12 protein-coding genes and 1 pseudogene are annotated in these 13,024 nt (G+C 68.3%); 6 read left to right on the top strand and 7 right to left on the bottom strand.

Going from position 1 to position 13,024, the window contains the following annotated elements; all coding sequences use genetic code 11:
• Positions 1-39: 39 nt before the first annotated feature.
• Entirely contained in the window at positions 40-2,109 is a 2,070-nt protein-coding gene (locus U1T56_RS05810) for a DNA phosphorothioation-associated putative methyltransferase (protein ID WP_418158500.1), read from the bottom strand.
• A gap of 440 nt (positions 2,110-2,549) precedes the next feature.
• Between U1T56_RS05810 and U1T56_RS05805 the strand changes: the two genes are divergently transcribed.
• Together U1T56_RS05805 and U1T56_RS05800 are read left to right on the top strand one after the other, a co-directional pair.
• Positions 2,550-4,334 carry a hypothetical protein gene (locus U1T56_RS05805; protein ID WP_418158499.1) on the top strand — a complete coding sequence of 595 codons (1,785 nt, stop codon included), beginning with the start codon at positions 2,550-2,552 and terminating at the stop codon, positions 4,332-4,334.
• 378 nt (positions 4,335-4,712) lie between these two features.
• Positions 4,713-5,407, top strand: a pseudogene (locus U1T56_RS05800) (IS1 family transposase).
• Here the strand turns inward: U1T56_RS05800 and U1T56_RS05795 are convergent.
• The 3 genes from U1T56_RS05795 to U1T56_RS05785 are packed head-to-tail and all read right to left on the bottom strand — an operon-like array spanning position 5,402 to position 6,022.
• Complete coding sequence (locus tag U1T56_RS05795) at positions 5,402-5,569, bottom strand: AAA family ATPase (RefSeq protein ID WP_418158498.1); 168 nt, start codon at positions 5,567-5,569, stop codon at positions 5,402-5,404. The pseudogene U1T56_RS05800 and the gene U1T56_RS05795 overlap by 6 nt on opposite strands.
• Complete coding sequence (locus tag U1T56_RS05790; protein WP_418158497.1) at positions 5,550-5,768, bottom strand: hypothetical protein; 219 nt, start codon at positions 5,766-5,768, stop codon at positions 5,550-5,552. The genes U1T56_RS05795 and U1T56_RS05790 overlap by 20 nt, the downstream gene beginning before the upstream one ends.
• Positions 5,769-5,770: 2 nt before the next feature.
• Positions 5,771-6,022: a hypothetical protein gene (locus tag U1T56_RS05785; RefSeq protein ID WP_418158496.1), complete on the bottom strand. Its 252-nt coding sequence runs from the start codon at positions 6,020-6,022 to the stop codon at positions 5,771-5,773.
• Between the two features lie 254 nt (positions 6,023-6,276).
• Between U1T56_RS05785 and U1T56_RS05780 the strand changes: the two genes are divergently transcribed.
• The 3 genes from U1T56_RS05780 to U1T56_RS05770 all read left to right on the top strand — a co-directional run bounded on the left by U1T56_RS05780 (position 6,277) and on the right by U1T56_RS05770 (position 10,038).
• Complete coding sequence (locus U1T56_RS05780; RefSeq protein WP_418158495.1) at positions 6,277-7,569, top strand: HNH endonuclease domain-containing protein; 1,293 nt, start codon at positions 6,277-6,279, stop codon at positions 7,567-7,569.
• A 384-nt stretch (positions 7,570-7,953) separates the two neighbouring features.
• Positions 7,954-9,198 carry an imidazolonepropionase gene (gene hutI / locus U1T56_RS05775; protein WP_418158494.1) on the top strand — a complete coding sequence of 415 codons (1,245 nt, stop codon included), beginning with the start codon at positions 7,954-7,956 and terminating at the stop codon, positions 9,196-9,198.
• Positions 9,199-9,357: 159 nt separating this feature from the next.
• The gene (locus U1T56_RS05770; protein WP_418158493.1) at positions 9,358-10,038 is read left to right on the top strand and encodes an NnrU family protein; all 681 of its coding nucleotides are present in this window, start codon (positions 9,358-9,360) and stop codon (positions 10,036-10,038) included.
• 16 nt (positions 10,039-10,054) lie between these two features.
• On the opposite strand, the gene U1T56_RS05765 is transcribed toward U1T56_RS05770, so the two are convergent.
• Entirely contained in the window at positions 10,055-10,228 is a 174-nt protein-coding gene (locus U1T56_RS05765) for a hypothetical protein (protein WP_418158492.1), read from the bottom strand.
• A 256-nt stretch (positions 10,229-10,484) separates the two neighbouring features.
• On the opposite strand from U1T56_RS05765, the gene U1T56_RS05760 reads away from it, so the two are divergent.
• Positions 10,485-11,546, top strand: a complete 1,062-nt coding sequence (locus U1T56_RS05760; RefSeq protein WP_418158491.1) for a DMT family transporter — start codon at positions 10,485-10,487, stop codon at positions 11,544-11,546.
• A 5-nt stretch (positions 11,547-11,551) separates the two neighbouring features.
• Here the strand turns inward: U1T56_RS05760 and U1T56_RS05755 are convergent, their stop codons facing one another.
• Positions 11,552-11,785, bottom strand: coding sequence for a hypothetical protein (locus U1T56_RS05755; RefSeq protein WP_418158490.1), 234 nt, complete (start codon positions 11,783-11,785; stop codon positions 11,552-11,554).
• The gene (locus U1T56_RS05750) at positions 11,782-12,726 is read right to left on the bottom strand and encodes a TIM barrel protein (protein ID WP_418158489.1); all 945 of its coding nucleotides are present in this window, start codon (positions 12,724-12,726) and stop codon (positions 11,782-11,784) included. The genes U1T56_RS05755 and U1T56_RS05750 overlap by 4 nt, the downstream gene beginning before the upstream one ends.
• Between the last annotated feature and the right edge of the window lie 298 nt (positions 12,727-13,024).

Below are 13,024 nucleotides of genomic sequence, written 5' to 3'. Positions count from 1 at the left end.
CCGGGGGTCGCGCGGGCGGTTGTCGGGGCGCAACCGCGCTCAGGTCTCCCCCGCCTCGACGAAGTCGCGGTAGCGCAGGTGCAGGCCGAAGGCGCCGAGATCGGGCAGCTCGCGGTCGCTCATACGGCGGCCTCGACGAGGGAGAAGCCGATGACGCGGCGGCCCGCCTGGCGGAGGAGCGCCTCGAGGGTCGCAGCGTTCGGGCCGTAGCCTTCGAGGTCGAACAGGCCGAGTGCTGCCAGCGCCGTGTCGAAGGCGGCCTGCTCGGCGTAGCCGGGCAGGTCGGGGGCGAGATAGCGCGACTTCATCAAGAGCACCTGCTCGCCCTCGGCATAGTCGAAGCGGTCGACCCGCTGCCGCCGCAGGTCGATTTTGATCCGTTCCCGCAGCTCGGGCAGCGGCCGGTCGGCGAAGCCATCGTAGGTGAGCAGCGTGAGCTTGCCCGAGCCGATGTGGATCCGGACGAGGTCGGCAAAGCCGATGTCGCCGAACAGACGCGCGGCACAGCCGACATAGCAGCGCCGCCGGCAGCCGCGAGACCAGTGCGGTCGTGAGCACGAGCGCGTGCTCGTCCTCCAGCCAGCCCAGGCCCGAATCGTAGGCCTGCTCGCAAGCCGCCTTGATGACCGCCGGCTCGCCGACCGAGAACAGGAGCGTGCGCGCCTCCTCCATCACCTGCGCATGGCTGCCGAAGAAGGCGCGTACGTCGCGCTGCAGCTCGGGCGGCAGCGCCGTGTAGCGCGTGCGGCCGTCGAAGAGGTTGAGGGCGAAATAGACGCGCAGATCGTCCTTCCTGGCCGCGGCCGCGCGTGTCAGCGCCTGCGGGTCGAACAGCGTGCCGCACAGGCGCTCGGCCCGACGCAGGCCGCCGGGCGCCCGGTGCAGTGCCTCGACGAGCTCCGGGTCGAGTTCGTTCGCGTCGGCCGGGCGGCCGAGCTCGAGCATCCGTCGCCACAGGCCTTCGAGCAATGGCCGCAGCGCCGCGAGATCGCGCTCGTCGGCGCTGGGTCGCTCGCGCGGCGGGCGAAGCTTCAGGGCGAGCCCCGCCGCAGGCTGGCGGCTCTGCCGGCCCAAAAGGAAGCGCTGCTCGAACAGCTTGTCGCGGAAGACCAGGAAGATGCCGGGACCGGTGGCGATGGCCTCCTCGCCCAGCATCTCCTCCACGAAGGCCTTGATCTCCTCCTGACGGAAATAGCGCTGGAAGGTGCCGCGGCGGGTGAGGAAGCCGTCGCGATAGGGCTGCAGGCCCGTGGTGTCGCTCTTGCCGGCGAGCATTACCGCCACGGAAAGGCACTGCCGAGCCAGCGCGAAGGCGCTGCGCAGAGCCTCGACGCGCTCCGCCGGCTCCTCGATGACGTTGAGGACGAAGCCGAGATTGACGATGTCCGCCGGCTCGCGCGGCGCATCGGGCGCGAAGTGCGGATCCCAGCCCGTGGCGGTGAAGCCGCCAGCCAGCAGTGCCCGGACATCGTCGCCCTGGCCGCAGCCATAGTCCAGCACGGTGCGTTCGGGCACGAGCAGCCCGTGGCGGGCCAGGGCCTGCATCGGTGCGGAGAGGCGATCGCGGGCGATCGCGGTCCTGTGGCGCTCGACCTGGGTATCACCCGGCGCCGCTGCGGGCGCCGTCAGCACCTCGACGAGGCGATGGCCCTCGATCCGCATCGCGGCGGCGGCGAGACGCGCCTCCCAGGCCTGCCGGAACCCGATCCGGCTGGCCCCGGCGAACAGGCCGAGCCGTTCCAGAGAGCGGGTCAGGGCGGCGTAGCGCTCCCGGTCCGGGTGGCCCTCCGGCAGGAGCAGCTCCTTGCGATGGAGGATCGGCGGGTTGGCCGAGCGCTGGAACGAGCGCCGTACCACCCGGCCGGCCCGGACGTCCACCGCGGCGCTGTCGAGGAGCGCCGGGAAGGGTACCGCGTCGAACGGCTCGTAGCGCAGCAGCCCCACCCGACCCGGACGCTCGGGGTCGAGCTTGACGACGTTCCACGCGAAGTCGCCGGCGAGCCGCCCGGCCTCGTGGACGAGCGCCTGCTCCTCTGCGCCGAGCGTCCCGAGGGCGTCCTGGTGGAGGTAGAGGGTGCCGTGGACGCGTTTGCCCACGGAGTGGGACATACGGACCATCATCTGTCCCGAAATGGCCGAGGCTTCTACAGGCACCGGCCTGACGGAAGCCCCCTCATTTGTCGCTCGCCGTCCATGCCTGGACCTTCATCGCGCGTTTCCGCCCCGCATCCGGGATACGCGTTACGCACACTCCGTCCGGCAACCCTGCAAGGTCGACCCTCTCGCCGAACACGCGCTGCAGCGACCCCGGCTTGGCATTGGTACGGAAGCTGAACAGGGTGCCAAGGCGATGCAGAAAGCGCTTGCGGCATCTGCGGGAGATGCGCCCACGGAGGCGCTGACATCCAGTGCCGCCAGGCGCAGCAAGGCGAAGGGCATCGGCCTCGGGGCCAGTGCCGACGATCTGCAGGCAACGCAGCCGGTCAAGGGGCCGCCGTCCTACAAGGGTGATCCACTGCCGCTGCGCAAGCTCTCGCAGGAGGAGGCGATTGCGCGCGCTGTCGGGGGAATTCCACGTGCTGAAGCCGGAGGGCGGCTTTTACGGCGGCCCGGCCAGCATCAAGGATTTCAAGGACTTGGAGGAGCGCCGCGCCCTGATCGATAAGATGGTCGAAGGTGGCGCAAAGAGCTGGGACTGGTACGAGCGCGCACGCGCGGGCATCCGCGAGGTGACGGGCGGCGACCCGGCCAAGATGGACTTGATGGCGGCCGAGAACGGGCTTTGGAGCCCGCTGGCCGATCCCGATCCCAATCTTGGCTTCGCCTTGCGCGCGCATAACAATTACGAGGTCGGCAATCCTCTGTTCAGCGTGCGCGACACGACCAAAGCGAGGATTTACAACGAAGCGCGCGACGCCGGAAAGGGCGGCTTGCAGATCCGTCTCGGGCGCAAGACACTGCCCTACAGACAGGCCATCAATCCCAACGAGCCGTTCCCGGTCACGGGCGTCAACGATACGCGCGAGGCGACGGTACAGGGATACAGCCGGGAGGAAATCGAAAAGGGCCTCCATGACGCGGAGCATCGCTTCATGGACGCCGAGATGATGTTGCGCGTCGACCGGCTCAACAAAAAGGCGGTCGGCGGCAAGACGGACTGGAACGCGCAGTCGGCGCAGGCGTCGCCGTGGGTCTACCAGAAAGCCCTCGACCTGCTGGCGAAGGGCCGCGCGAAGACGCTGGAAGAGGCGCTGGCCATTGCGCATGAAAGCCCGACGGAACACTTCCCGAAATACACGGCATACAGCACATACGAGTTGGTGCCGGGTGCTGGCACGGGCCACATGGATGAGCTTGTCAACCAGCCGTACGACGTGCGCGCGGCCTTCTCGAATGATCCGCGCTTGTCGTGGAACAGTCCGACCGGCAACGATATCCTTTACAATGCGCTTTGGATGTACAACCGCAACAGCATACCGATGACGGGTGCTGACACGGCTCCAGGCGGCGCTTTGGAAGTCAATCCAGGCCGCAGCACCAGACCTTTGGTCAGCTTCGAGCCTAATACCCTGTCATCGCCGGATATTGCCAAAGGCGAAAAGCTCGAGCCCAATCCTGCCGCCGACCCCGGCAAAGTGATCGATCAGGCCAGCCGCACCATGATGAATACGGCCGAGGCACTGCGGGCCTACATGGACATGCAAAATGCCGGTGCGTGGCACAAGCCGGTCGTGGGCAACAAGGCCAAGTACAGCGAGGGCATCACGATTGCCACGCCCGAGCCGTTGACCGAAGAGCAGATGCACCAGTTGCAGGAGATCGTGCGGAAGTACAATATCCCGGGTGCCGCGGATACCGGCGAGGGCGTCACGCTCTTCGGTGGTGCCAAGGAATTAGGCACGCCGAACAAGCCCGGCCCGCTGGCAGAGGATCTGAAACGGCCGTTCCCTGGCGCGCAGGCGAGCCGTGCGCACGTGCAGGGCGACTACATCGATTACAGCGCGGTTTCCGGCAAGGAGTTTGCCGGTCAGGGCAAGCGCACGGAGTTGCTGAGCAGCTACTTGCAGAACCCGAAGCTGCTGCAGAAGCTCGACAACGATCCTGCCGTCCGGCAGGCGGCTGCCAACAGGATCGAGGTGGCCAAGGAAATGCAGGCCAAGGGTTATTCGATCCGCGACGACCACATTCGTGCGCTCGAATATCTGCGCGACGGCGGTCCGAGCCTGCTCCTGCAGAAGTGGAAGGAAGGCGCGGTGCTGCCCGCCGTCGCGCTCGCCGTCATGCAGGGTCTCGGCGGTTTTGCTTCTCAGAATGAAGCAGGGTCAGGCTCTTAGCATTGCCGAGCCTGCGGTTGAACATATCCGCAGTATCGGGGTGCATGACGCCAGAGAAGCAGATGAAGCTCTCGCCGTATTTTACCCATTCGCCGGGCTTGCCGTTGTAGTCCTAATACTCTTGCCCCCGGCGGCGGGTCATGACGTCGCCGTTGCGCATGACGACGCGTTCGACAATCTCTTCGTCCATTGTCCGATCCTCCAGATGCAACTGACGTTGACAGATTACGGCCGCGCAACACGTTTGTCTGCAGCCGTCGGTGCCGCATGCTGACAGTGATCTTGTGGCTGTGTGGGGCAGAGAAAGTGGAGGGTTTTAGTCCAGCATAGATCGCCTATATCTCTGGCAAGAATGGGTGCAGTAGCCGGGGAGGGGCGATGGGGCTGCGGTGCAAGGCCTGCGGGAGCGAGGAGCACGTCAAGAACGGGTTCATGCGCGGCAAGCAGCGCTACCGTTGCAAGGCGTGCGGGCTGAACTTCACCGATACCCCGCTGCCCGGCAAGCCTCTGGCGATGAAGGTCACGGCGGTGCTGCTCTATGTCAGCGGGCTGTCGATGAACCGCACCGCCAAGCTGCTGGGCGTCTCGACCCCGACCGTCCAGGCCTGGATCGAGCAGTTCGCCAAGGTCTACGCCCAAAAGCCCACGCCGGAAGGCCGGGCGCTGGTGATCGAGTTGGACGAGATGTGGCACTATGTTAAAACTAGCTCTGGATCTGGAAGGCTTGGGATCGTGCTTCAGGGTGGCTGGTGGACTGGGAAGGCGGCGGTCGTGATGCTGCCACTGCCAAACGGCTGATCGCGCGCCTGAAGGGCTGGCGCACCCGGCTCTACTGCGCCGACGATTACGCGGTCTACGAAGTGCTCTTGCCTATCGGGCAGCTTTATGCCGGGAAGGACGAGACCCACGGCATCGAGCGCGACCATGCTCGGCAGCGGCACTGGCTGGCGCGGTTCCGCCGTCGCTCGATCGTGGTCTCCAAGGCCGAGCGCATGGTCGATGCCTCCATCGCCCTGTTCGCCCGCTTTGCTGGTAACGACCGGATCAACGACCTGTTATCTATGCTGTCATAAAACCCTCAGCCCGAGAACGATGGCCTCGAAAAGCGAGGTCTTGCCGTATCCGTTCTTCGCACCCACGAGGATGACGTTCCGCCCCTCCGTCGGCCGGGGCAGCTCGATCGATGCGCTGACGTAGGCTTTCCAATCCTTGAGCTCAATCTTTCTGAGATGCATCGCTCTCGATATCCATGCGATCCAAAATATCGTCGAATCTTTCCCAAAGGCCGGCCTTGCGCTGCTTGCCGACCTGCTCGAGCTCCGCCTCGACGAGCTCTTGCATGAGATGGATGTCGAAGCCGTTCTCGAGACAATGCTTGCGAACGAGCTTGCGCCCTTCCGGTTTCGCCAGAAGAACGACGATGTGATCCGGCAACTCTAGATCTCCACTGGCCGTATGCGGCAGCGCCCGGCGGCTCTTTCCGCATTTGTCGCAATGTCTTCAGCCCAAATCTGGCGGGGTGCCGTGATCTCGACGTCGAGCGGGAGTCGGAGCGCCGTGGCGGCCTCCCGAAACCGGGTCATGGTCGTCTTGATGTGCGCGACCACCAGGGGCGACTCGACGAGGGTGTCGTTGGCGACGATGTGAACCGGCCTGACCCGCTCGGAGCGGGGCAGCTCCGGCAGCATCTCGAACACCAGATGGGCGACGACGGTCGAGTCCTTCCCGCCGGAGTACCCGACGACCCAGGGATGGCGGTGCGGCTGGCCGTACTCGTCCCGCAGCTCGCGCCGAATAGGATCGAGCTTGCCCGCGATTCGGTGTCGTAGAGATCCAGCGCGGCAGCCAAGCTCACCCGAAGCCCTCCTCACAGCCGCTTTCTATTCTAGAGGGTCCGGAAGGCCGGCAAGGCCGTCCCTGGCCGCGACCGGGCGGCAGGCTGATGATGAGCCTGCGCCACGGGCCGGCGGACCTGGGCCGGGTGCTGCACCCGGTCGATGCGGCCGAGGTCGAGCGGCTGGCGGCCCAGCACGGCCTGCAGGTGCTGTGGGTGCGCGACGAGCCCGATCAGCTCGGCCGGCCGGGTGTGAGCTGGACCGTCGTCGTGCTGGCGTTGCCCGACGACAGCACGGGCGCTCTGCCCCTGCTGCGCGGGATCATCCTCAACGACCGCAAGTCGACGACGTACAAGCTGGCCCTGCTGCGCGTGCTGGCACGGATCGCGGATGGCTATGCCGGGATGGCCGAGATGGAGGGCGACGATTACGTGCGCATCCCGCTAGGGTTGGTCGCGCTGTTCTGGTTGCGTGCCTACAAGCCTTTGCTTGCACGCAGCCTGCCGCAGACGGGGATGAAAGGGCTCGGTTTCGTCGGGCCGGAGTTCCGTGCCCTCTCCCATGTGGCGCCCATGGAGTTCCGACCCGGCGCGGTCTTCGTAGGGGAGGATGCCGTCAACCTGCGTGGGGCGCTCGTCCGCGCTGCATCGGTCATCCAGACGATGCCCGCGACCTACACGACCTTTGCCGACGGGCGGCCAATCTTCCCGACGGAGCGGGCGACGCCCGCACGGTTGGAAAGCCGTCTGGAACTGGATGCCCCGACCTTGTGGAGCTTCGGTGTCGTGCGGGTCCCGATGCATCTCTGGCTGGCTTGGCGCCGGCTTTCGGTCTGGATCGAGCCCGTTCTGGTCAGCGAATGGCTCGCGATGATCCGAAGCTACGCCAGCAAGCAGCCTGCCCCCTTCGATACGGATGCCGCGCTCTCGGCCTTGTCGTGGGGCGATCCCGACCGCTCGACCAAGATGGCCCGTGATCTCGCTGTGGCACGCCTCGACCAGGGCAAGCCTGTCTATTGCGTCTGGTCGGGCCGCACCCTCGACGAGGGGACCCTCGACATCGACCATTGCCTGCCGTGGAGCTTGTGGCCCTGCGAGGGCTTGTGGAACCTGATGCCCGCCCATCGCGCGATCAACCAGCATCAGAAGAGGGACCTCCTCGTTTCCGCGGGCGCGCTCCGGCGCGCCGAGGACCGCATCATAGGCTGGTGGGATGAAACCTACGTTGCCGATACGGCCGTTCAGCGACGGTTCTGGACCGAGGCGCAGGCAACATTGCCTCTGATGGATAATGCTGGCGAAACGCCGAGCCTCGATGACGTGTTCGCCGCGGTCGACTTGCAGCGGATGCGGCTGCGGGCGGATCAGCAGCTCAAGGAGTGGGACGGCGTGCGGGCGTGAGGCTTCCCGGTCCGCTCGAGGATGCCCATGACCGCCCGCTTTCCGCTGCTGCCCGACGAGGACCCGGCCGAGTACGCCGAGTTCCGGCGCAGCATTCTCGCCTCCTTGCCCGCCCGCCGAACCGCCACGAGCGCCGCCGCCTCGTCGCGCTCGAGCAGAAGATGGTGTACGGGGCCGCCTGAGGGCGGCGCCAGCGACGAAAGTGTCGCCCGCTATGGATGGCGCGGCAGCGATAGACGCCATTCGTCGTCGGATGCATCGGAGGGGTAGGGCCTGCGGCTCATCCGACCTACAATGGCCCCGATCCGAGGTTCATAGCAGTCTCTGGCATCCCGAGGCGGCACGGCGGGATCGTCGTGCCGGCCATCGCCGAAGGAACGCGGCATGATCTGGGACCGGCTCTGGCTCAATGCCCATCTCGCCACCATGCGACCCGGCAGCATGGCTTATGGTGCCATCGAGAACGGTGCCATCGCGGTTCGCGGCGGGCGCATCGCCTGGCTCGGCCCGATGGCGGCGCTTCCGCACCGGAACGCCGTCCTGGTCGAGGATCTCGCCGGTGCCTGGGTGACGCCCGGCCTGATCGACTGCCACACCCATCTCGTCTTCGGCGGCAACCGGGCGAACGAGTTCGAGCTGCGCCTTCAGGGTGTCGCCTATGCGGAGATCGCCCGGCGCGGCGGCGGTATCCGTTCGACCGTGGCCGCGACCCGCGCGGCGAGCGAGGAGGAGCTTCTGGCTGCGGCAGCGCAGCGACTCGCAGCGCTGCAGAGAGGTGGCGTCACCACGGTCGAGATCAAGTCGGGCTACGGCCTCGAGCCCGAGACCGAGCTCAGGATGCTCAGGGTGGCGCGGACCCTGGGCCGCCGGCCCGACATCGACGTGGTCACGAGCTTTCTGGGGCTCCATGCCGTGCCGGCGGAATATGCCGGCGACAGCAGCGGCTATCTCGACCTCGTGAAGGGGCCGATGCTGCAGGCGGTCATCCGCGAGGGCCTCGCCGATGCGGTCGATGCTTTCTGCGAGACCATCGCCTTCTCGTCCGAGGAGGTGGCGGCGCTGTTCGCGGCCGCGAAGGCTCTGGGCCTGCCGGTCAAGCTCCATGCCGACCAGCTCGGCGATCTCGGCGGCGCCGCGCTCGCCGCCCGCTTCGGAGCGCTCTCGGCCGATCACCTCGAGCACACGAGCGAGGACGGGGTGCGGGCGATGGCCGAGGCCGGCACGGTGGCCGTGCTGCTCCCCGGCGCCTACTACATGCTGCGCGAGACCCGCCGGCCGCCGGTCGAGCTGCTCCGCGCGCACGGCGTGCCGATGGCGGTGGCGACCGACGCCAACCCCGGCACCTCGCCGCTGCTCTCGCCGCTGCTCGCCCTCAACATGGCCTGCGTGCTGTTCGGCCTGACACCCGAGGAGGCGCTCGCCGGCATGACCCGTGTGGCGGCCCGAGCGCTGGGGCTCGCGGATCGCGGCGTGCTCGAGGTGGGAGCGCTCGCCGACCTCGCGGTCTGGCGTATCGGCCAGCCGGCGGAACTCTGCTACTGGCTCGGGCTCGACCCGCTCGAGCGGCTCTTCAAGGCTGGCGCGCCGGTTGGAACGGTCGGGGCGGCAGCCACGGCGCCGCTGCCCTGATCCGTGCGGCCGCCGCCCTCTTTCGCGATCCCACCGATGTGTTGCCCGGCTGGACTTGCCGGTCGTGTCGAGCCTTGCTTCGTTATCATCTTGTGTATACGCCCGATGGCGCGCTGCAGATCACCCGTGCCGGCCGTGGCGAGACCGACGACGGAAGCCATGCTCAACCTGACCATCGCCGCGCTGTTCCTGATCGGCACGCATTTCGGCATCGCCAGCACGCCGCTGCGGGTGGAGCTGATCGGGCGCGTGGGCGAGCGAGGCTACCGGACACTCTATTCCCTCCTGGCGCTCGTCGCGCTGGCCTGGCTGATCGTGGCCTGGCGTGCGGCACCGCTCGTTCCGATGTGGCAGGCCGGGCCGGGATTGCGTCATCTCGTGGTGGCGTTGATGCCGCTGTCCTTCCTCCTCGTCGTCTGCGCCGTCACCGCCCCCAACCCGACCGTCGTCGGCCAGAAGCCCGATCCCGATGCCGGCGACCCGGCCACCGGCATCGTCCGGGTGACGCGGCATCCGTTCATGTGGGGCGTGGGCCTGTGGGCGCTCCTCCACCTGCTCGCCAATGGCGACGCGGCAGCGGTCGTGTTCTTCGGCACGTTCGCGGTCCTGGCGCTGGGCGGGACCGTCCTGATCGATGCGCGGCGCACGCGCGAGAACGCGCCGGGCTGGGGCGTCTTTCTGCAGGCGACCTCGAACCTGCCGTTCGCCGCCATCCTCCAGCATCGTCAGCGGCTCGTACCGGGCGAGATCGGGCTCTGGCGCGTGGCCACCGCACTCGCCCTCTACGTGCTCCTGCTGTGGCTGCATCCCCGGCTGTTCGGGGTGAGCCCGCTCGGCTGAGCCGAGCCAGCCGCCTTCAGCCCGCGAACCAGATCGCCGAGCGGATCAGCGCGAGCGCGATTCCGACCGCGACGAGGCCGAGAGCCGCGATCTCGGCCTGCCGCCGGCGCGGCTCCGGGACATAGGCGCGGCCCAGCCAGACCAGAAGCGCCACCATCGCGATGAGGCCGAAGAGCTGATCGTCGCGCATCGCATCCCGCCTGGCTGGTATCCGCTCGCGAGCTTACCCGGCCCGTCCCGTCACGGCGAGGGCACCTGCGCCGGGAGCAGCGGTTTTCGTCACCATACTTCGGCGAGGAATGCCGATGCGGCGGCGGGGCACGAGCGCAGCGGGCCGGGTGCCCTGAGGCCCGCCGTCTTCTCGGGTGTCGTCGGCGGCGCCATCGGGACGAGCCCGCTCTACACGCTGAAGGAGGCGTTTCGGGCTCGTGGAGGAGCGGGTGTGCGTGGCGCTCTCCGCGGGCGATCTCTCCGCCACGACCTATTTCCGCATCCCGCCGCGAGAGGTGGCCGAGCTGGTCGCGCAGGTCGAGATCCGAGGCGTGCAAAGGCGAGGCTGGTCGATGCGCCCGAGCGGCGTTATCGCTCGCCCGATGATGCGCCAAGCTTCCTCCCCTGCCACGGCCGGGCAGACCGACATCCGCCTCGGCCTCCTGCTCGGCCTCGCCGGCGTCCTCGTCTTCAGCCTCACTCTACCCGTCACCCGACGGGCGGTGCAGGAGCTCGCACCCGAGGTCGTGGGCCTCGGCCGCACCATCCCGGCGGCGCTGCTCGCCCTCGTCGTGGTCGCGGCCTATCGCCGCCTGCCGCGCGGGCGCGATCTACCGGCCGTCATGGTCTGCGCTTCGGGCGTGGTGTTCGGCTTCCCGCTGCTCTCGGCTCTCGCCATGCGCACGGTCGACGCCTCGCACGGTGCCGTGGTGCTGGCCGTCCTGCCGCTCCTGACCGCCGCGGCCGGCGCCGTTCTCGCCGGCGAGCGGCCGAGTGCGCGCTTCTGGCTCTGGGCGGTTCTCGGCAGCGCTTCCGTGCTCGGCTTCGCGCTGCTGCGGAGCCGGGGCGGGCTCGCCGCGGGCGATCTCTATCTCCTGGCCGCGTCGCTGCTGGCGGCCATCGGCTATGCGGTGGGCGGCCGGCTCGCGCGCGAAGCGCCCGGCCTCCTCGTGATCGCCTGGGCGCTCGTCGTCTCCCTGCCGGTGCTGCTCGTGATCGGCGTGGCCTTGTGGCCCGCGGTGAACACCGGGGCCAGCGCCACCGCCTGGGCCTGCTTCGCCTATGTCGCCGTGATGAGCCAGTTCCTGGGCTTCTATTTCTGGTATCGCGGCCTGGCGCTGGGCGGCATCGCCCGCGTCGGCCAGGTGCAGCTCTTCCAGACCTTCTTCACGCTCGCGGCGAGCGCTCTCCTCCTGGGCGAGCGGCTCGATGCGCTGACGCTGGGCTTCGCGCTCCTGACGTTTCTCTTCGTCTGGCTCGCACGCCGCGAGCGGATCGCCGCGGCCGCCCCGCGCTGACGGCCTCAAGCTTCCTCGAGCGCGAACACGATGTCGTCGCCGGGTCGGGTATGCTCCTCGAGCGTGGCGATCACGCTCTCGCGTGTCGCATCCTCGACGTCGACATAGCCGCACTCGCTGCAGTGCCAGGCCGGTACTTCGAGCCGGAACACCGTCCGGCCCGCCCGGCGCACGCTCACGGGCAGCATCATGGGCTCCGCCGGCGCGGCACAGATCGGGCAGGCGTGGGTCAGGGTCATGGCTCTCCTCTGGCCGGCTCGTGCTGCGACGGCGTCGAGGCGGCATCGGCGAACGCGTGCAGCGCCTCCATGGCCATCTCGGCATCCTCGAGCGGGTTGCGGGTCTCGGGCGCACGCTCGGCGGCGGCGACGATCCAGCCCTCGTAGCCCGCTCGTGCGAGGCCGGCCCCGAGCGCTGCGAGATCGAGCGTGCCGGCCGCGTCGCCCGGAACGGTGAAGGCACCCTCCCGCACGAGGCGGGGAAAGCTCCAGCGCTCCGCCCGTGCCCGCTCCGCCACCGGCTTGCGCGGCGCCTGAATCCGGACATGGCGCAGGCGGTCCTTGTGCCGGCCGACGAGAGCCGCGGGATCGGCGCCCTCGAACGCCGACACGCCGGTATCGAGCACGAAGCCCACCGTCACGTCGCTCGATTCGAGCAGCAGCCCGATCTCGACCTCGCTCGCGAGGAACGTGCCGAGCCGCGGCTGGTAGGCCAGCATAGCGCCCTCGGCTGCGAGCCAGTCGGCGAGTCTGGTCAGCTTCTCGCCGTAACGACGCACGTCGTCGCGGCGGAGCACGTAACGATCGGCGAGCGCGGTCGCCTCGTCCCGGCGCACGCTGAGGGTGAAGTCGGTGTAGGTCAGAAGCCGGCAGTCGCTGGCGAGCAGGAGGTCGAGGCTCGGGCCGATGCGGCGCTTCTCCTCGTCCAGCGTGAGCTCGAGGAGTCCGCCCACGAAAGGAGCCGCCGCGAGGACGAGGCCGTGATCGCTCAGGAGCAGACCGAGCGCGCGCGGGTCATCGGGCAGCGTGGGATGAAGCTCGATCCCGGCATAGCCGGCACGGGCGACCTCGGCCAGCCAATCGTAGGATACCGGAGTCCGGCTCCGGCCGCTCTCGGCCATGGGTCCCAGCCACAACTCGGGCGCCACGCCGAGCTTCGCGTTCCAGGAAAGCTTGTCCATCGCGCCGCGTCATCGATCCTGGCAGAAGGTCAGGCACATTCCCGCTCTGCAAGATCGGTACGCACGCGATCACCCTCAAGGGGATGCGCGGCTCCTCGATCGGGCCGTCAGTGGAGCAGCGTGTAGCCGAGCAGAGCGAGCCCCGCCCAGACCGGCGCGCTCAGGATGCAAGCGAGCGCGATGCCGAAACAGGCATTCCCTTCCTCGTCGTCCGCTTCCCGCACCGGAGCGCGAGTCGACCAAGCGGTCAGTGGTGACGCATGAGCCGAGGCGACCAAGCGCATGACCCACTCTACAT

It is taken from the genome of Benzoatithermus flavus, assembly GCF_037908215.1.
Classification (GTDB): Bacteria; Pseudomonadota; Alphaproteobacteria; order Geminicoccales; family Geminicoccaceae; genus Benzoatithermus; species Benzoatithermus flavus.
Note: the sequence above shows the minus strand (reverse complement) of the source record. Positions and strands in the feature narration are given on the sequence as shown.

What these genes read in the sequence shown, in the direction of transcription:
- U1T56_RS05810 (WP_418158500.1), bottom strand. Translation starts at nt 2,109, where the DNA reads ATGTCCCACTCCGTGGGCAAACGCGTCCACGGCACCCTCTACCTCCAC.
- U1T56_RS05770 (WP_418158493.1), top strand. Translation starts at nt 9,358, where the DNA reads ATGCTCAACCTGACCATCGCCGCGCTGTTCCTGATCGGCACGCATTTC.
- hutI (WP_418158494.1), top strand. Translation starts at nt 7,954, where the DNA reads ATGATCTGGGACCGGCTCTGGCTCAATGCCCATCTCGCCACCATGCGA.
- U1T56_RS05750 (WP_418158489.1), bottom strand. Translation starts at nt 12,726, where the DNA reads ATGGACAAGCTTTCCTGGAACGCGAAGCTCGGCGTGGCGCCCGAGTTG.
- U1T56_RS05795 (WP_418158498.1), bottom strand. Translation starts at nt 5,569, where the DNA reads ATGCATCTCAGAAAGATTGAGCTCAAGGATTGGAAAGCCTACGTCAGC.
- U1T56_RS05755 (WP_418158490.1), bottom strand. Translation starts at nt 11,785, where the DNA reads ATGACCCTGACCCACGCCTGCCCGATCTGTGCCGCGCCGGCGGAGCCC.
- U1T56_RS05780 (WP_418158495.1), top strand. Translation starts at nt 6,277, where the DNA reads ATGATGAGCCTGCGCCACGGGCCGGCGGACCTGGGCCGGGTGCTGCAC.
- U1T56_RS05785 (WP_418158496.1), bottom strand. Translation starts at nt 6,022, where the DNA reads ATGCTGCCGGAGCTGCCCCGCTCCGAGCGGGTCAGGCCGGTTCACATC.
- U1T56_RS05765 (WP_418158492.1), bottom strand. Translation starts at nt 10,228, where the DNA reads ATGCGCGACGATCAGCTCTTCGGCCTCATCGCGATGGTGGCGCTTCTG.